Annotated in this window: 16 protein-coding genes; 8 read left to right on the top strand and 8 right to left on the bottom strand. The window is 66.2% G+C overall.

The window, feature by feature from the left end:
* Window positions 1-29: 29 nt before the first annotated feature.
* The 6 genes from CR105_RS16515 to CR105_RS16490 all read right to left on the bottom strand — a co-directional run bounded on the left by CR105_RS16515 (window position 30) and on the right by CR105_RS16490 (window position 5691).
* Window positions 30-395 (bottom strand): VOC family protein, encoded by a 366-nt coding sequence (locus CR105_RS16515; protein ID WP_099790127.1) that lies wholly within the window; start codon window positions 393-395, stop codon window positions 30-32.
* A gap of 11 nt (window positions 396-406) precedes the next feature.
* Window positions 407-1195 carry a hydroxypyruvate isomerase gene (gene hyi / locus CR105_RS16510; RefSeq protein ID WP_099790125.1) on the bottom strand — a complete coding sequence of 263 codons (789 nt, stop codon included), beginning with the start codon at window positions 1193-1195 and terminating at the stop codon, window positions 407-409.
* Between the two features lie 11 nt (window positions 1196-1206).
* Window positions 1207-2499, bottom strand: coding sequence for an MFS transporter (locus CR105_RS16505; protein ID WP_099790123.1), 1293 nt, complete (start codon window positions 2497-2499; stop codon window positions 1207-1209).
* 11 nt (window positions 2500-2510) lie between these two features.
* Window positions 2511-2954: a MarR family winged helix-turn-helix transcriptional regulator gene (locus CR105_RS16500; RefSeq protein ID WP_099790121.1), complete on the bottom strand. Its 444-nt coding sequence runs from the start codon at window positions 2952-2954 to the stop codon at window positions 2511-2513.
* A gap of 366 nt (window positions 2955-3320) precedes the next feature.
* Window positions 3321-4691: a DEAD/DEAH box helicase gene (locus tag CR105_RS16495; RefSeq protein WP_099790119.1), complete on the bottom strand. Its 1371-nt coding sequence runs from the start codon at window positions 4689-4691 to the stop codon at window positions 3321-3323.
* Window positions 4692-4911: 220 nt separating this feature from the next.
* Window positions 4912-5691 carry an inositol monophosphatase family protein gene (locus CR105_RS16490; RefSeq protein ID WP_099790117.1) on the bottom strand — a complete coding sequence of 260 codons (780 nt, stop codon included), beginning with the start codon at window positions 5689-5691 and terminating at the stop codon, window positions 4912-4914.
* Between the two features lie 179 nt (window positions 5692-5870).
* On the opposite strand from CR105_RS16490, the gene CR105_RS16485 reads away from it, so the two are divergent.
* From CR105_RS16485 to CR105_RS16450, 8 genes are read left to right on the top strand one after another with little or no spacing between them, the layout of a single operon-like run.
* Window positions 5871-6641: an RNA methyltransferase gene (locus CR105_RS16485; protein WP_099790115.1), complete on the top strand. Its 771-nt coding sequence runs from the start codon at window positions 5871-5873 to the stop codon at window positions 6639-6641.
* A 54-nt stretch (window positions 6642-6695) separates the two neighbouring features.
* Window positions 6696-7217 (top strand): hypothetical protein, encoded by a 522-nt coding sequence (locus CR105_RS16480; RefSeq protein ID WP_099790265.1) that lies wholly within the window; start codon window positions 6696-6698, stop codon window positions 7215-7217.
* The gene (locus CR105_RS16475; protein WP_099790113.1) at window positions 7214-8815 is read left to right on the top strand and encodes a GMC family oxidoreductase; all 1602 of its coding nucleotides are present in this window, start codon (window positions 7214-7216) and stop codon (window positions 8813-8815) included. Before CR105_RS16480 ends, CR105_RS16475 begins: the two co-directional genes overlap by 4 nt.
* Before the next feature lie 3 nt (window positions 8816-8818).
* Window positions 8819-9748, top strand: a complete 930-nt coding sequence (locus tag CR105_RS16470; protein WP_099790111.1) for an esterase/lipase family protein — start codon at window positions 8819-8821, stop codon at window positions 9746-9748.
* A 56-nt stretch (window positions 9749-9804) separates the two neighbouring features.
* The gene (locus CR105_RS16465) at window positions 9805-10581 is read left to right on the top strand and encodes a response regulator (protein WP_229413974.1); all 777 of its coding nucleotides are present in this window, start codon (window positions 9805-9807) and stop codon (window positions 10579-10581) included.
* A 54-nt stretch (window positions 10582-10635) separates the two neighbouring features.
* Window positions 10636-11301 (top strand): TetR/AcrR family transcriptional regulator, encoded by a 666-nt coding sequence (locus tag CR105_RS16460; RefSeq protein WP_099790107.1) that lies wholly within the window; start codon window positions 10636-10638, stop codon window positions 11299-11301.
* Between the two features lie 15 nt (window positions 11302-11316).
* On the top strand, window positions 11317-12093 hold the full coding sequence (locus CR105_RS16455; RefSeq protein ID WP_099790105.1) for a tetratricopeptide repeat protein: 777 nt from the start codon (window positions 11317-11319) through the stop codon (window positions 12091-12093).
* Window positions 12094-12100: 7 nt separating this feature from the next.
* Window positions 12101-12640 carry an LOG family protein gene (locus CR105_RS16450; protein WP_099790103.1) on the top strand — a complete coding sequence of 180 codons (540 nt, stop codon included), beginning with the start codon at window positions 12101-12103 and terminating at the stop codon, window positions 12638-12640.
* Between the two features lie 73 nt (window positions 12641-12713).
* Here the strand turns inward: CR105_RS16450 and CR105_RS16445 are convergent, their stop codons facing one another.
* Together CR105_RS16445 and CR105_RS16440 are read right to left on the bottom strand one after the other, a co-directional pair.
* Entirely contained in the window at window positions 12714-13832 is a 1119-nt protein-coding gene (locus CR105_RS16445; protein ID WP_099790263.1) for a diguanylate cyclase, read from the bottom strand.
* Window positions 13816-16545 carry a bifunctional diguanylate cyclase/phosphodiesterase gene (locus tag CR105_RS16440; RefSeq protein WP_229413973.1) on the bottom strand — a complete coding sequence of 910 codons (2730 nt, stop codon included), beginning with the start codon at window positions 16543-16545 and terminating at the stop codon, window positions 13816-13818. The genes CR105_RS16445 and CR105_RS16440 overlap by 17 nt, the downstream gene beginning before the upstream one ends.
* Window positions 16546-16549: the final 4 nt, after the last annotated feature.

Genomic DNA, 16549 nt, shown 5'->3' with positions numbered 1-16549 from the left:
ATCCTTGGGGCATCTTGCTCAAAGTCAAGTTAGCCAACCTTGGCCAGGTCGAAGTGGGGATTCTGGACCACGCCGAACTGGTTGCCGTACGGGTCGAGCAGGACGGCGACGAGGATGCCGCCGCCGACGTCGGCGACCGGGCTGTCGATGCTGGCGCCGAGCGCGGCGATGCGCGCCACTTCGGCGACGATGTCCTGCGTGCCCCAGTAGGCGGTGGCGCCGGTGGCGCCGGCCACGCCGTCGGGAATCAGGCCGAGTTCGAAGCCGCCGACCTCGAAGCCGACATAGAACGGCTCGTTGAAGTACGGCTCGCGCTCGAGCACGCGCTTGTACCACGCGGTGGCGTCGGCGATGTCGGTGACGGGGTAGACGACGGTACGCAGGCCTTCAATCATGGTTGTTCCTTTTATGGGGATGGTGGCAGCCATGGCGCGCGCCAGGCCAGGCTGTCGGCGCTGTCGCCGCTGGGAATGTATTCGCAGCCGATCCAGCCATCGTAACCGATCTCGTCGAGCAGGCCGAACAGGAAGGGATAGTTGATTTCGCCGGTGCCCGGCTGGTGCCGGCCGGGCGTGTCGGCAATCTGGATGTGGCCGATGCGCGCCAGGTGGGCGCGCAAGGTGTTGGCCAGCTCGCCTTCCATGCGTTGCATGTGATAAATGTCGTACTGCAGGAACAGGTTGTCGGCGCCGACCTCGTCGATGATGCCAAGCGCTTGGCGCGTGCCGCTGAGGAAGTAGCCGGGCATGTCGAAGGTATTGATCGGCTCGATCAGCAGGCGCACGCCGCGCGCGCGGCAGGCGGCAGCGGCGAGCTTCAGGTTGGCCACATACACTTCGTGCGCCCGTTCGTGCGGCACGTTCGGTGGAATCTTTCCGGCCAGGCAGTGCAGCTGACGCACGCCGAGCTCGTCTGCATAATCGAGCGCCAGGGCCACGCTGTCTTCGAACTCGGCGGCGCGGCGCGGATCGCAGGCCAGGCCGCGCTCGCCGGCGGGCCAGTCGCCGGCCGGCAGATTGAACAGTACCAGCTGCAGCTGGTGGCGGGTCAGCCGCTTGGCGATCTGTTCCGGCTCGAAGGCATACGGGAACAGGAACTCGACGGCGTCGAAGCGGGCGGCGCGGGCGGCGGCGAAACGGTCGAGAAAACTCATTTCCCCGAACATCATGCTCAGGTTGGCTGCAAATTTCGGCATGCTTTAACAGGTCAAGGCGGAGAACCCGGTATCGTAGCCGATTTCGCATCGTTCATCACGCGCATCGGTGTCAGCGCGAACGCGCAGACCGCGCCGACGAGCAAGAAGGCGCCGGCGCCGATGAACAGTTGCGCCAGGCTCAGGTACTGCATCAGCCAGCCGGTGACGGACGCGGCCAGCGGCGCCAGTCCCAGCAGGATGAACATGAAGATGCTCATCGTACGGCCCAGCATGTCGCGCGGCACGCGCCGCTGGATCCACGTAAACACCGCCACCTGCATGAAGCCGCTCAGGGCGCCGAGCAGCAGCATCAGCGCCGCCGCTTGCCAGGCCGTGTCGACGCCACCCATCAGCATCAGCACCAGGCCGCCGGCCGCGTCCGCTGCCAGCAAGGTCGTGCCGAGCGTGCCGATGCGCAGGTCGCTCTTGAGCGACGACAAGGTCATGCCCAGCAGGTTGCCGGCCGCGTGGCCGCCCATGACCAGGCCGAGCGCGGCCGCGCCGCCGAGCCGGCTGCTGGCCAGCACCGGCATCGCCACCTGCATGGCGCCGCCGACCACCAGCGAGATCGCGCCCCAATACAGGAAGGCGGCGCGCATTTCCTGGTCGCGCCAGACCATGGCGATGCCGCTGGCGACGGCACGCAGCACGCGCTCGGGCGCGGCGCGCACGGCGCCGGCGTGCATCCTGACTTTGTGCAGCGTCCAGATGGTGGCGGCAAAGGTCAGCGCATCGAGCGCGAAGGCAATGCCGAGGCCGCGGCTGTCGGCGATGGCGCTGGCATCGTGGCCGGAAAAGGCGATCAGCACGCCGGCCAGCAAGGGGCCGGCCAGCGAGGTCAGCACCCGTGTGCTCATCATGATGCCGTTCGCCAGGTGCAACTGTTCGGGGGCGACCACGCTTGGCAGCATCGCCGTGCCGGCCGGGATGCTGAAGGCCGACGCCAGGCCGATGCCAAGCGCCAGCGCGTAGACGATCGGCATGCTGACCTGGTCGCTCAGCACCAGCAGCGACAGCAGGCCGAGCAGGAATGCGTTGGCGTACTTGGTCAGCATCATCACGCGCTTGGGCGAATGGCGGTCCACCAGGGCGCCGCCGACGAGGATGAAGATGGCGCGCGGCACGCCCATCACGGCCAGCACCAGGCCGAGCGCGAGCGGATCGCCGGTCATCTGCAATACCAGCCATGGCAGCGCGATCAAGGTGAACTGGTCGCCCAGCATCGAGATCGTGCCGCCGGCCATCAGCCAGCGGAAGTTCGTGTCGCGCAGCAGGGCGGCGCGGGCGGGGTCGGCGGGGCGCATGGTTGATCCGGTCAGGCGTTCGAGGCGTTGATGCCGGCCAGCTGGCCGAGCAGCGCGGACATCGCGTCGAGCTCGGTTGCCGCGACACCTTGCAGCAAGTCGCCGCTGATCAGGTTGGTGGTGGCGGTGGCGTTGACCACCAGTTCCTTGCCGACCGCCGTGATGGCTGCATAGCCGACGCGGGCGTCGCGCGGATCGGTCTCGCGCACGACCAGGCCGATCTTCTCGAGCGGAAGCAGCGCGCGCGTGACGCCCGAGGCCGTCAAGCCGAGACGCTCGGCCAGGTCGACGCGGCGCAGACGGCCGCCGGCGGCGCGGCTGAGGTGGTCGAGCAGCTGGAAGTCGCCGAAGCTGATGCCGTGCACGCTGCCGAGCGAGCTATCGAAGCGGCGAATCATTGCCGCGTGGGCCCGGGCCATGCGCAGGCAGAAATCGGTGGTGGTCGAGCGGGTCATCCGGATATCCTTTATCGATACTGCATATATGCTTGAGTCAGCAACTATATCCCAATTGCTTGCGTAGTCAACCATTACTTTTAAAGCTGGGGTCAGGTCTGACATTCGGACAAAAAGCTGGGGTCAGGTCTGACATTCGGACATTTCATCGAGTCCAGGCCTGGCAATCGTACTAAGCGGTGAAGTGAATGTTGCTCGCTGGCTGGAACCGCACTTCTTGTTTGTTAGGCGAGCAATAAAACGTCACGAAAATGTCCGAATGTCAGACCTGACCCCACGGATTTGTCCGAATGTCAGACCTGACCCCAGCATTGCAGCGAATTTCCGGGCGTAAAAAAACCGGGCGAACCCGGTTTCTTGTGTGACTTAACGACCGCGGCCGCCCGAACGGTGCGGCGCCGCAGGACGCGGACCGCGTCCGCCGCCGCCGCCTGGGGCCGCAGGGCCGCCGGCACTGCGCGGCTTGGCCGTGCTGCGGCCGCCGCCGCCGCCGACTTTGACGACCTGGCCGCCGGAGCGACCGCCGCGTCCGCCGTGCCCTGGCGCGCCGCTGCGCAGCTGGATCGCCTGCGCGCGCGCAGTCGGATCCGGCTCGAAGCCGGCGATGACCTCGCGCGGCAGGGTCTGTTTGATGAGCTTTTCGATGTCTTTCAACATTTCATGCTCGTCCACGCAGACCAGCGACACCGCTTCACCGGTCGCGCCGGCACGGCCGGTACGGCCGATCCGGTGCACATAGTCTTCCGGAATGTTCGGCAGGTCGTAGTTCACAACGTGCGGCAACTGGTCGATGTCGATGCCGCGCGCGGCGATGTCGGTGGCCACCAGCACTTGCAGCGCGCCATCCTTGAACTCCGACAGCGCCTTGGTGCGCGCCGACTGGCTCTTGTTGCCGTGGATCGCCATCGCGCCAATGCCGTCGCCATTCAGTTGCTCGACGAGCTTGTTGGCGCCGTGCTTGGTGCGCATGAACACCAGTACTTGCGTCCAGTTGTTGGTCTTGATCAGGTGCGCCAGCATCTGGTGCTTCTTGTCGCGGTCGACCGGGTGGATCTTCTGCTGGATCACTTCGACGGTCGAATTGCGGCGCGCCACTTCGATCATCGCCGGCTTGTTCAGCAAGCCGTCGGCCAGCGCCTTGATCTCTTCCGAGAACGTGGCCGAGAACAGCAGGTTCTGGCGCTTCGGCGGCAGCACTGCCAGCACTTTCTTGATGTCGCGGATGAAACCCATGTCGAGCATGCGGTCGGCTTCGTCGAGAATCAGGATTTCGACTTTCGACAGGTCGACGGTGCGCTGTTCCATGTGGTCGAGCAATCGGCCAGGCGTTGCCACCAGGATGTCGACGCCATGCTTGAGCTGCTTGATCTGTGGGTTGATGCCGACGCCGCCGAAAATGACGGTCGAATTGAGGTGGGTGTACTTGCCGTAGGTGCGCACGCTTTCCTCGACCTGCGCGGCAAGTTCGCGCGTCGGGGTCAGGATCAGGGCGCGCACGGCGCGGGTCGACGTCTTGCTCGTCAGCGCGGCGCCGATCTTGTCGGTTGACAGGCGGTTCAGGATCGGCAAGGTGAAGCCGGCGGTCTTGCCGGTGCCGGTCTGCGCGCCAGCCAGCAGGTCGCCGCCGGCCAGCACTGCAGGGATCGCCTGGGTCTGGATCGGGGTCGGGACGGTATAGCCGTGCTCGGTAACAGCGCGAACAATGGCATCGGACAGGCCGAGTTGGGAAAAGGACATGGGTAACTTTATGGTGAGATCGGCCCGTCGCCACAACTTGGAGGCGCCAGTGGCAGGCAATCAGATTAGGAAATCAAGGCGGCAGACACACTGGATACGTTGCCGCTGATATTGCATTATAGTAATCATCGCCCGGCTTGTCGAGCCAGCGATGCGGGCAGCCGGGGCGGGCAGTTGACTGCGCTAGCCCCGTAGCGATGCTTGCCCGTATTTTACGCCATTACGCGAAAGGCGACAGCAGGGTGATCATCTGACCGAATACCTTCGGGCTGGCGGCGATGATGTCGCCCTTGTTCAGGTATTTCGATTCGCCGCTAAATTCGCCGCAAATGCCGCCCGCTTCGGTCACCAAGAGCGAGCCGGCCGCCATGTCCCATGGCTTGAGGCCCTTTTCGAAGAAGCCGTCGCTGCGCCCGGCCGCCACGTTCGCCAGTTCCAGCGCGGCCGAACCGGCGCTGCGGATGCCCTGGCAGCGCTCGGCCATGACCTGGTACATGCGCAGGTATTCGTCGAGCGCGCGCGGGCCGGCGCCGTGGCCGGCGGCCAGCAAGGTATTGGTCAGCCGGTCGTGCTTGGTGACGCGGATGCGTTTTTCGTTGAGGAAAGCGCCGGCGCCTTTCGACGCGGTGTACAGGTCGTTACGGACCGGGTCGTAGATGACGGCCTGCGTGATGATGCCGCGCTGCTGCAGCGCGATCGATACGCAATAGTTGGGATAGCCGTGCATGAAGTTGGTGGTGCCATCGATCGGGTCGATGATCCACGCGAATTCACTCTCGTCGTTCATGTTGGCGGAAGCGCCCGATTCCTCGGCCAGGATCGCATGGTCGGGATACGCCTTGAGCAGCGTCTCGACGATGGCCTGCTCGGCCGCCTGGTCGACATCGGTGACGAAATCGTTGTGTTGTTTTTCGGTGATCGCGATGCGGTCGACGTCGAAAGCGGCGCGGTTGATCACGGTGGCGGCGCGGCGGGCGGCCTTGATCGCCGTGTTGAGCATTGGATGCATGATGGTCTTTTCCGTTGTAAGAACGCTAACGCCACCGCGCTGGCAAGCGCCGGGAACGATAATGAGCAAGAGTGAATTAAAGAGCGGGGCAGCGCCGAAATGGTTAGAATTCGCGGGCCAGTGTGGCCAGCTTGTTAACGTAATCGAACTGCGCGATAGCGCTATTTTAAATGAACCAGCCCGAAACCAACATCTCTGTTTTCAATCGCCTGCGTTTCGTGCTGGTCGAAACTAGCCGCGCCGGCAATATCGGCGCCGTCGCGCGCGCCATCAAGACGATGGGTTTTTCCGACCTGGTGCTGGTCAATCCGCGCTTTCCGGACGCCTTGCAGGACCCCGAGGCGATCGCCTTTGCCAGCGGCGCCCAGGATGTGCTGGAAGGGGCGCGCATCGTCGCCGACATCGCCGAGGCGCTCGAAGGCTGCAATTTCGCCGCTGCGGTGTCGGCGCGGCTGCGCGAATTTTCGCCGCCGGTGTGGACGCCGCGCTCGTTCGCCGGCCACATCGCCGGCCACACCGACGGCGAGGGCGCCCTCACCACCGCCCTCATTTTCGGCAACGAGCGTTTCGGCCTGCCGAACCAGATCGTCGAACAGTGCAATGTGCTGATCAACATCCCGGCCAACCCGGCCTACTCGTCGCTGAACCTGGCGCAGGCCGCGCAGGTGCTCGCCTACGAGTGCCGCGTCGCCGCCGACAGCGACGCGGCGCCCGCCAGCGTGGTGGGCTTTCACGGCGACGCCGCCAGCCGCGCCCAGGTCGACGGCATGTATGCGCACCTCGAGCAGGCGCTGGTGGCGATCGACTTCCTCGACGCCGACAATCCGAAAAAGCTGATGCCGCGCCTGAAGCGCCTGTTCGCCCGCACCGAGCTCGAAACCGAGGAAGTCAATATCCTGCGCGGCATCGCCAGCCATATCTTGAAGGTCGCCAAACGGTAGATGCCTGCGGCCTTTCGCGTACACTGGCAGGAACGACATCATGAGAAGATCGACATGGCGCTATCGCGCAGGCGTTTCCTGACAATCGGTGCGGTGGCGGCGCTGGCGCTGGCCGCCGGCGGCGGCATCTCCCGGCTGGCGACCAGGCAGCCGCACCGCTTCGTGCTCGACGGCGAAGCGCGCGCTGCCATCGACGCCATCGTGCCGGCGATGCTGGCCGGCGCGCTGCCGCCGGGCGACGCCGAGCGCCGAGCCGCCATCCCGCTTGCCACTGAAAGCGTACACCAGGCCATTCTCGGCCTGCCGCTCGCCACCCAACAAGAGATCCAGGATCTGTTTGGCCTTCTGGCGCTGGGGCCGGCGCGCCGCTTGCTGGCCGGCGTGCCGGTCAGCTGGTCCGACGCCAGCGCGGCGCAGGTCGACGCCTTCCTGCAGGACTGGCGCGCGCACCGCTTCGCCACGCTGCAGGTGGCCTACCACGCGCTGCACGACCTGGTGCTCGGCGCCTGGTACGCCGACCCGTCGGCGTGGCCCGCGATCGGCTACCCCGGCCCGCTGAAGGAATTGAGCGCATGAGCAGCCCGATTGCCGATCCGATCCAGGCCGGCCTGGCGCGCGGCTGGGACGTCATCGACGGCGCGCGGCTCGCGGCCGGCCGCACCATCGAGGCCGACGTCGTCATCGTCGGCAGCGGCGCCGGCGGTGGCGTCAGCGCCGAGATCCTCGCGCAGGCGGGCCTCAAAGTGGTCATCGTCGAGGAGGGCGCGCTGAAGTCCTCCAGCGACTTCAAGATGCGCGAAGCGGACGCCTATCCGGCGCTGTACCAGGAGTCGGCCGCGCGCAAGACGCGCGACAAGGCGATCAACATCCTGCAGGGGCGCACCGTCGGCGGCTCGACTACCGTCAACTGGACGTCGAGCTTTCGCACGCCCGACGCCACGCTGGCCCACTGGCAGCAGCATTTCGGCCTGGCCGATTACTCCAGCGCCGTGCTGGCGCCGTGGTTTGCCCGCATGGAAGAGCGCCTCGGTGTCGCGCCGTCGCTGACGCCACCCAACGAAAACAACGACCTGCTGCGGCGCGGCGCCGCAAAGCTGGGCATCGCCACCGGCGCGATCCGGCGCAACGTCAAGGGCTGCTGGAACCTCGGTTACTGCGGCATGGGCTGCCCGACCAACGCCAAGCAGTCGATGCTGGTGACCACCATCCCGTCGGCGCTGGACCACAAGGCCACCCTGATCACCCGCATGCGCGCCGAACGGCTGGTGTTTCGCGGCGACGCCGTCGATCACCTGGTGTGCAGCGCGCTCGGCGCCGACGGCCTGGCGCCGACCGGCCACACCGTCGTGCTGCGCGCGCGCCACTTCGTCGTCGCCGGCGGCGCCATCAATTCGCCCGGCTTGCTGCTGCGTTCCAGGGCGCCCGATCCGCACGGCCTGCTCGGCCGGCGCACCTTCCTGCACCCGACGGCGGTGTCGGGCGCCGTCTTCAAGCAGCGCGTCGACGGCTACGCCGGCGCGCCGCAGACGATCTATTCGGACCATTTTCTCGACAGCGTGCCGCTCGGCGGCGCCATCGGCTACAAGCTCGAAGCGCCGCCGCTGCACCCGCTGCTGCTGGCCACCACCCTGGCCGGCTTCGGCCAGGCGCACGCGCAGATGATGCAGCAGTTCCCGCACGTGCATGCCTTGCTGGCGCTGCTGCGCGACGGCTTTCACGCAGAATCGGCCGGCGGCAGCGTCGCCTTGCAGGCCGACGGCGCGCCGGTGCTCGACTATCCGGTCACGCCCTACGTGTGGGACGGCGTTCGCCGGGCGATGTTGTCGATGGCCGAAGTCCAGTTCGCCGCCGGCGCCACATCGGTGCAGCCGATGCACGAGATGGCCGCCAACTACACCAGCTGGACCGCGGCGAAACAGGGCATCGCCGGTCTGCCGTACCGCAGCCACGTCACGCGCCTGGTGTCGGCCCACGTGATGGGCGGCTGCGGCATGTCGCCCGACCCGCGCCTGGGCGTCACCGGCCCCGACGGATCCTACCACGGCGTGCGCAACCTGTCGGTGCACGACGGCTCGCTGTTTCCGACGTCGATCGGCGCCAATCCGCAGCTGACCATCTATGCCGTCACGGCGCGGTTGGCCGACGCGCTGGCGCGGGTCCTCGCCAAGGCCTAGGCCATGCGCGCCCGTTCGCTGCTGCGGTTGCTGCTGCTGGTGCAGGTCGTGGCCGCACTCGGCATCGGCGCGGCCGCGGTCAGCTGGCTTGGCTGGAACCGCTGGGCGGGCCTGGCCGCCGGCCTTGCCGCCGTCCTGCTGGTGCGCTTGCTGATCAACGCCAACAACTTCCGCCTCGCCAGCCGCTCGGCCAGCGCCACGCCACAGCGCTTCCGGCTCGGCGGCCGCGGGTGGCTGCGGCTGTTCGGCGAAGAATTCACCGCGTCGATGCTGCAGTCGTCGTGGACCATGCCGCGCGCGCTGGCGCGCGAAGTGGTGTTCGCCGAATCGACCGCGCCGCCGGTGCTGATGCTGCACGGTTACGGCTGCAACAGCGGCTACTGGAGCGCGCTGGCGCCGCGCCTCGACGCCGCCCGCATCAGCTACGCCACGCTCGACCTCGAGCCGATCGCCGGCGCCATCGACGACTACGCGCCGCTGGTGCAGCGCGCCGTCGAACAGCTGTGCGAGCGCACCGGCGCGCCGCAGCTGGTGATCGTCGCCCACAGCATGGGCGGCCTGGTCGCGCGCGCGTGGATGCGCCGCCACGGCGCCGCGCGGGTGGCGCGCGTCATCACGCTCGGCACGCCGCACCACGGCACCTGCCTGGCCAGTTTCGGGCTTGGCCAGAACGCCGCGCAGATGCGCCGCGCCAGCGCTGCCGAAGGCACCGAAAACGACTGGCTGTGCCAGCTCGCCGCCAGCGAAAGCGATGCCACCCGCGCGCTGATCACGTCGATCTACACCCACCACGACAACATCATCTCGCCGCAGACGTCGAGCCGGCTGGAAGGGGCGCGCAATGTCGAATTGGGCGGCGTCGGCCACGTCGCGCTGGGACGCAACCGCCGCGTGCTGGCGATGGTGATGCGCGAGATCGTCACGGCGGCGTAGACAAGACCGCAGCTGCGCAGGTAAGCTGAAGGTCCGTTCCCAGTTCCAGGATCCCCGTGGCGCGCATTCTTATCATCGAAGACAACCCCACCAACATGGAGTTGATGTCCTATCTGCTGAGCGCCTTCGGCCACACGCCGCTGATGGCCTTCGATGGCGAGTCGGGGGTGCGGCTGGCGCAAGCCGAATTGCCCGACCTGATTTTATGCGACGTCCACCTGCCCAAGCTCGATGGCTACGGCGTGGTCGCGCAGCTCAAGGCCGACCCGCAACTGCGCCGCACGCCGGTGCTGGCGGTGACGGCGCTGGCCATGCTGGGCGACCGCGAGCGCCTGCTCGCCGCCGGCTTCGACGGCTACATCGGCAAGCCGATCGAGCCGGAGCAGTTTGTCGGCGAGCTGGGGCCGTTTCTCGTGCCGTTGGTAGCGCCGTTTCCCCTTGACGCGCCGGCCGCCGGCACCTTGCTGATCGTCGACGACGACCCCTTCATGGTCGAGATCCTGCGCGACTTCCTGGCGCAGGACGGCTACACGATCGTGTCGGCCTCGAACGCGGCCGACGCCATCGCCCTGGTCGCCGGCGGCTCGGTGCAGGTGGTCGCCTGCGACCAGTGCATGCCGCTGATGAGCGGCACCGCGTTCTTCGAGCGCGCGCGCCAGCTGCGTCCTCACTGCTACCGCATCATGCTCACCGCGCTGGCCGATTCGGCCGCGGTGACGTTGGCGATCGAGCGCGGCGACATCGACCGCTGCTTTCCAAAGCCGTGGGATGGCGCCGAACTGCGCGCCGCGGTGCGTGAAGGTTTCGCGGTGCAGGCGCGCCGCGCCGCTTAGTTTGGCGCCCATTCGGTGTTATGCTTTGGGGAGTAAAAACCCACGTCGCCCGCCATGCTCCAGAAAGCTCCACGCCGCACCCGCGAACGCATCCTCGAATTGTCGTTGCGGCTGTTTAACGAGTTTGGCGAGCCGAACATCACGACCACGGTCATTGCCGAAGAGATGAATATCTCGCCGGGCAACCTGTACTATCACTTCCGCAACAAGGACGACATCGTCAACTCGATCTTCGTCAAGTTCGAAGCCGAGATCGAACGCATCCTGACGGTGCCGGAAGGGCGCCGCTCGAACATCGAGGACGTCTGGCTGTACCTGCACCTGATGTTCGAGCTGATCTGGCGCTACCGCTTTTTCTACCGCGACCTGAACGACCTGTTGTCGCGCAACCGCAAGCTCGAACTGCACTTCAAGCTGATTTTGGCGCACAAGATCAAGGTCGCCAAGCAGCTGTGCCTCGACCTGCGCACCGAGCAGTCGCTGGAAGCGTCCGACGCCCAGATCGACGCGATGGCCACCAACATGGTGGTGGTGGCGACCTACTGGCTGTCGTACGAATACGTGCGCAACCCGCGCAACTACACCGAGCAGCAGGCGATGGCCGATGCGCTCGCGCGCGGCTGCTTCCAGGTGCTCTCGCTGGTCGGCCCGTACCTGCGCGGCGACACCCACACGCTGTTCGAGAAGCTGTCGCAGGAATACCTGAAAAAACTGAAGTGACCCAAGGAGACCGCCATGGCATGGACCGCATTTCCGCACCCTGATGACGCCTACGTCCACGACGCCGTGTCGTTGAAGGCGGCATGGAGCCGCCTGCATGTCGGCGACGCCGAGCCGTTTCCCGTCAAGGCGGTGCTGGTGGACGCCTGGATCGCCTTCCACGGCGGCCAGTTCGAACAGGCGATGCGCCTTGGCCTGTCGGCCGGCATCGACGGCTACTCGGTCGCCCACAAGGCCACCTGCACCCACGCCAACTACCTCGAGCCGAGCGAAAAGAAGCAGCTGGCGCTGTTCGAGGAAGTGGCCGAGCGCTGCGAGCGCCACCAGGCCGAGCAGCCCGACAAACCGGCCGGCTACTACTGGCAGGCGTATGCGATGGGGCGCTACTTCCAGCGCATCTCGATCGTCAAGGCGCTCACCCACGGCATCGGCACCAAGGTGCGCAACTGCCTGGACCGCACCATCGCGCTCGCGCCCGGCCACGCCGATGCGCATACCGCGCTGGGCGCCTATCACGCCGAGATCATCGGCAGCGTCGGCGCCATGATCGGCGGCCTGACCTACGGCGCCCGCAAGGACGAATGCTACCGCGCATTCCAGCAGGCGCTGGCGCTCAATCCGGCGTCGGCCGCGGCCCGCATCGAATACGCCAACGCGCTGATGCTGCTGGAAGGGCGCAAGAAAATGGATCAAGCGGCCAGGCTGCTCAAGGACGCGGCGGCGCTGGCGCCGCAAGACGCCAAGGAGCGCCTCGAAGTCGAGGCGGCCAGGGCGCAGCTGGACAACGGATAGGGAAACGATGAAGTCGATCTGTGTATATTGCGGCGCCTCGCCTGGCGCCGACCCGCTGTACGCCGACACCGCCCGCGCGCTGGCGCAGGTGCTGGTGTCGCATAACATCGGCCTGGTCTACGGCGGCGGCAACGTCGGCCTGATGGGGGTGCTGGCCGACGAAGTGCTGCGCCTCGGCGGCGAAGCGACCGGAGTGATTCCGCGCGCGCTGGTCGAACGCGAGGTCGGCCACACCGGCCTGACGCGTCTGTTCGTCGTCAAGGACATGCACGAGCGCAAAGCGATGATGTCGGAGCTGTCGGACGGCTTCATCGCCATGCCGGGCGGGATGGGCACGCTGGAAGAACTGTTCGAGATGCTGACCTGGTCCCAGCTCGGCATCCACGCCAAGCCGGTCGGCGTGCTCAACGTGAACGGCTTCTACGATGGGCTGGTCGGCTTCATCGGCCACCTGCGGGCCGAAGGCTTCGTGCGCGCCGAGCATGCCGCCCTGATGCTGGTCGAGTCCACGCCGGAAGCGATCGTGCGGCGCCTGCAAGCGAGCTAACAGCAGGTGTCAGGTCTGACATTCGGACATTTCAGCTGGAAAATGTCCGAATGTCAGACCTGACACCGGTTTTTCAGGCGGCCGGGGTCTCGATCGGGATCACCTGGTTGCGCCCCGACGCCTTGGCGATGTACAGCGCGCGGTCGGCGCGCGAGATGGTGTCGGCGAACGGTTCGTCGCCGTGGCGCTCGGCCAGGCCGGCCGAAAACGTCACCGTCAGTTCGCGATCGAGTTCGCCGATGCGCATCGCGCGCACGCGCTCGGCCATCCGGTCCAGCACCGGCGTGGCCTCGGCCAGCGCGGTATTTGGCAGCAGCAGCAAGAACTCTTCGCCGCCCCAGCGCGCCAGCACGTCGCCGCCGCGCAGCGCTTCGCGCGCGGTAGCGGCGAAGGTGCGCAGCACCGCGTCGCCGCCGGCGTGGCCGTAACGGTCGTTGACGCTCTTGAAAAAATCGATGTCGAGCAGGGCGATGCAGACCGGCTCTCCGCCGCCGCGTTCGCGCCGCTCTTCGGCGCCGAGCACCTCGTTCATGTGGCGCCGGTTCGCCAGCGACGTCAGTTCGTCGACCGTGGCGAGGGTGCGGATCGTCGCCACCGCAACGAGCAGTTCTTCCTTTTGCCGCTTCAGGCCCGACCTGAGCTTGCTCATTTCGCCGGTCAGCAGCGCCACCGCCAGCAGCGACGACGCGGCCAGCCCGAAGTGAATCACTTCGATGCTGGCCGGATAGCGCAGCGGGTCGTGGATCACCATCCAGGCAATCGTGATGCCGAGTGCGCAGATGGTGCTGGCGCACAGCGCCAGCGTCTGGCGCGGGCGCAGCGAAAACGTGCAGAACACGAGCACTACCAACAGCACCATCAGCGAGGCGCCGCGGATCGGGCCCGATATGGCGTACGCGGCGACGTTGCAGCCGAGCGCGACGAACGCCTGCAGCACCGCGAGTCGCGCCGGCGGGACGCGCAACGCCTTGCTGGCGCGGATGAGCAGATAACATGCCACTACGCTGGTGGAGCCGAACCAGATCAGCGCCGTGGCCGCCGCGCGGTCAGCGGTGCCGTTCTGGATCTGCAACAGCATCAAGACCATGCATACCGCGTAGAAGGCGCAGGTTGCTGCCCAGTAGGCGAGCAAACGCTGCAACTGGCGGTCTTCGCCGATGAACAGGCGCGTCAGATCAGTGCGCAGCGACATCGCAAGCATCCAGTGTAACCGGCGTATTGATGGCTGGCCAACCCTGCGCCTGCAGCAACGTCGCTACTTCGTCTGGAGGCAGTGGGCGGCTGAACAGGTAGCCCTGCATCTCGTCGCAGTCGTTGCTGCGCAAGAAGTCGCGCTGCTGCTCGGTCTCGACGCCTTCGGCGATGACGCGCAGGTTCAGCTTGTGGCCGAGCGATATAACCGCCATCGCGATGGCCTGGTCGTCTAGATTGTCGGCCAATTCACTGACGAACGATTTGTCGATCTTCAGGCTGCTGATCGGGAACGACTTGAGCGCCGACAGGCTCGAATAACCTGTGCCAAAATCGTCGATCGACAGCGAAATGCCCATCGCCTTCAGTTCGCCCATCTTGCCGACCGACTGCGCCAGGTCGCGCATAATCAGACTTTCGGTCACTTCCAGTTCGAGCGCATCGGCTGGCAGCTTGCTGTCCTCTAAGGCAAGGGCGACCCGCTCGACCAGGCGCAGCTCCTCGAATTGGCGCGGCGAGACGTTGACCGACATGCTGATCGGTGCCAGCCCGGCTGCGCGCCACGCCATGTTCTGGCGGCAGGCGGTGCGCAGCACCCAGTCGCCGATGGCGACGATCAGGCCGCTTTCCTCGGCCAGGCCGATGAAGCGCAACGGCGAGATCATTCCGTGTTCCGGGTGATGCCAGCGGATCAGCGCCTCGACGCCGAAAATGCGGCCGCTGCGCAGATCAACCTTCGGCTGGTACAGCAGACTAAATTGCTGTTGCTCGACAGCGTTGCGCAGTCCTTCGAGCAGCAGCAGCTTATCTTCCACGCTGGCGTTCATTTCTCGCGTGTAGAACAGGAAGCGGTTATTGCCCGTTTCCTTGGCGCGGTACATGGCGGCGTCGGCGTTCATCATCAGCGTGTTCGGGTCCTGGCCGTCGCGCGGATACATCACCACGCCCATGCTGCACGATACTTGCACTTCCTGACCGCCGAGCTGCAGCGGGCGCGTCACCGCCTGTCGGATCTTCTCAAGCACCGGCACGATCGCCAGCGCGTCTTCGCCGAGGTCAGCGAGAATGATAACGAACTCGTCGCCGCCGAACCGGCCGACCGTGTCGTCGGCGCTTAGGCAGCCTTGCATGCGGGCGCCGACAACTTGCAGCAGTTCGTCTCCCGCAGTGTGGCCGAGGCCATCGTTGACCAGCTTGAAGCTGTCGAGGTCAATGAAGGCGACCACCACGCAACGGCTCGTGCGATTGGCGTGCAGGATAGCCTGGTCGAGGCGGTCGCGGATCAGGCTGCGGTTGGGCAAACCCGTCAGCTCGTCGTGGTGGGCCATATGGTAAATGCGCTGCTCGGCCAGCTTGCGTTCAGTAATGTCGCGCACGATCGCCACTACGCCGTTTTCCACCGCGACCACCTGGCGGTGCATCCACAGTTTGTCGGTGCGCGCCGTCTCGCCGCGCCACTCGGCTTCGCGCATGCCGCCTGAGCGAACGACATCGACCATCTCGTCGAAAATGCCATTGTGGCGGTAGCTAGGCATCAGCGCGAGGATGGTGGTGCCGATCAGCGATTTGCGGCTGCGGCCGGTCAGGAGCTCGGCGCGGCCGTTGATCGCCTCGATGGTGAAGTCGACGATCGCGCCGCCGCCGTCGCACACGCTGCGCATGACGAAGAACGCATCCAGGCTCGCCTCGGACGCGGCGGCAAAGGTCTCCTGGGCGCGTCTGCTGTGGCGCTGGGTGCGCGTCAGTTGCCATGACCACACGCACACCAGCGTAACGATCAGCACAAGCAGGACGCTGGCGACGGCCGCTCCCCACAAATAGGTGCGCCCGCGCGTGTCGAACGGGGCGGCCTGTTCGTCACGGTCAAGCGCGACCATTGCGCTCAATGGAAAGCCGTGCAACGGTCGCACGCTGGTGTGGCGCAACACGCCGTCCCAGGGGCTGGCCACTGGCGCGGCAGCGCCTTCGACCGGACTCAGTCTGATCATCTGGCCCCAACTGACCGTGTCGCCGCTGCGCATCGCGCGTACCACGCCATCGGCGCCGATCATGCCAAGCGCGCCGCGCTCGCCTTGCCGCGACCGCTCGTAACCGCTGGTGAAGTAGGCCGGGTCGGCTTGAACGATGACGACGCCGGCGAAGCGTCCGTCGGCGTCGTTGAGGCGGCGCGTGAAATGCATGTGCGCCTCGTTCTTGCCGGCGTCGCGCAGCGTCTCGCTGACAAATACGGTGTCGCTGTCGCTGTTGCGGTGGGGCCTGAAAAAGCTGTGGCCGGAAATGTTGGCCAGCGGCGCTGGCGGATTGCTGGCCACCACCATGCCGTCGCGGTCGACGATGGCGACGACAAACACCAGGCCGGACGGCAGCAAGCCTTTTTCGTTCAGAGTGGGCAGGGCCGCGCTGGCCCCTTTCAGTTCGACAACGTACTTGAGTAACTTCAGCGTCTGGTCGATGCCGCCCAGATTGCGAGCCAGCTGGGCTTCATAGGTATCGATCTGTTCGCGCACCGAATCGCGCGCCGCGCTCTGGGCGGCACCGTGCTCGATGCGAACGAAATGGATGGTAACCATCCAGATCGCTGCCAACAATAGCAATGCGAACAGCGGCAGCGAGATGTGAGTCTCCAGGCCGCGGCCGAGCCAGCGTCGCAGCAGGGTCGAGGCAAGCGCTGGGGCGGTGGTGGTGACGGCGCTCATCGATTTGGCCGTTTGCATGCGT

Source organism: Massilia eurypsychrophila, from assembly GCF_002760655.1.
Classification (GTDB): domain Bacteria; phylum Pseudomonadota; class Gammaproteobacteria; order Burkholderiales; family Burkholderiaceae_D; genus JAFCUW01.
Note: the sequence above shows the minus strand (reverse complement) of the source record. Positions and strands in the feature narration are given on the sequence as shown.

What these genes read in the sequence shown, in the direction of transcription:
- hyi (WP_099790125.1), bottom strand. Translation starts at nt 1,195, where the DNA reads ATGCCGAAATTTGCAGCCAACCTGAGCATGATGTTCGGGGAAATGAGT.
- CR105_RS16495 (WP_099790119.1), bottom strand. Translation starts at nt 4,691, where the DNA reads ATGTCCTTTTCCCAACTCGGCCTGTCCGATGCCATTGTTCGCGCTGTT.
- CR105_RS16455 (WP_099790105.1), top strand. Translation starts at nt 11,317, where the DNA reads ATGGCATGGACCGCATTTCCGCACCCTGATGACGCCTACGTCCACGAC.
- CR105_RS16460 (WP_099790107.1), top strand. Translation starts at nt 10,636, where the DNA reads ATGCTCCAGAAAGCTCCACGCCGCACCCGCGAACGCATCCTCGAATTG.
- CR105_RS16500 (WP_099790121.1), bottom strand. Translation starts at nt 2,954, where the DNA reads ATGACCCGCTCGACCACCACCGATTTCTGCCTGCGCATGGCCCGGGCC.
- CR105_RS16485 (WP_099790115.1), top strand. Translation starts at nt 5,871, where the DNA reads ATGAACCAGCCCGAAACCAACATCTCTGTTTTCAATCGCCTGCGTTTC.
- CR105_RS16470 (WP_099790111.1), top strand. Translation starts at nt 8,819, where the DNA reads ATGCGCGCCCGTTCGCTGCTGCGGTTGCTGCTGCTGGTGCAGGTCGTG.
- CR105_RS16490 (WP_099790117.1), bottom strand. Translation starts at nt 5,691, where the DNA reads ATGCTCAACACGGCGATCAAGGCCGCCCGCCGCGCCGCCACCGTGATC.
- CR105_RS16480 (WP_099790265.1), top strand. Translation starts at nt 6,696, where the DNA reads ATGGCGCTATCGCGCAGGCGTTTCCTGACAATCGGTGCGGTGGCGGCG.
- CR105_RS16475 (WP_099790113.1), top strand. Translation starts at nt 7,214, where the DNA reads ATGAGCAGCCCGATTGCCGATCCGATCCAGGCCGGCCTGGCGCGCGGC.
- CR105_RS16515 (WP_099790127.1), bottom strand. Translation starts at nt 395, where the DNA reads ATGATTGAAGGCCTGCGTACCGTCGTCTACCCCGTCACCGACATCGCC.
- CR105_RS16505 (WP_099790123.1), bottom strand. Translation starts at nt 2,499, where the DNA reads ATGCGCCCCGCCGACCCCGCCCGCGCCGCCCTGCTGCGCGACACGAAC.
- CR105_RS16440 (WP_229413973.1), bottom strand. Translation starts at nt 16,545, where the DNA reads ATGCAAACGGCCAAATCGATGAGCGCCGTCACCACCACCGCCCCAGCG.
- CR105_RS16450 (WP_099790103.1), top strand. Translation starts at nt 12,101, where the DNA reads ATGAAGTCGATCTGTGTATATTGCGGCGCCTCGCCTGGCGCCGACCCG.
- CR105_RS16445 (WP_099790263.1), bottom strand. Translation starts at nt 13,832, where the DNA reads ATGTCGCTGCGCACTGATCTGACGCGCCTGTTCATCGGCGAAGACCGC.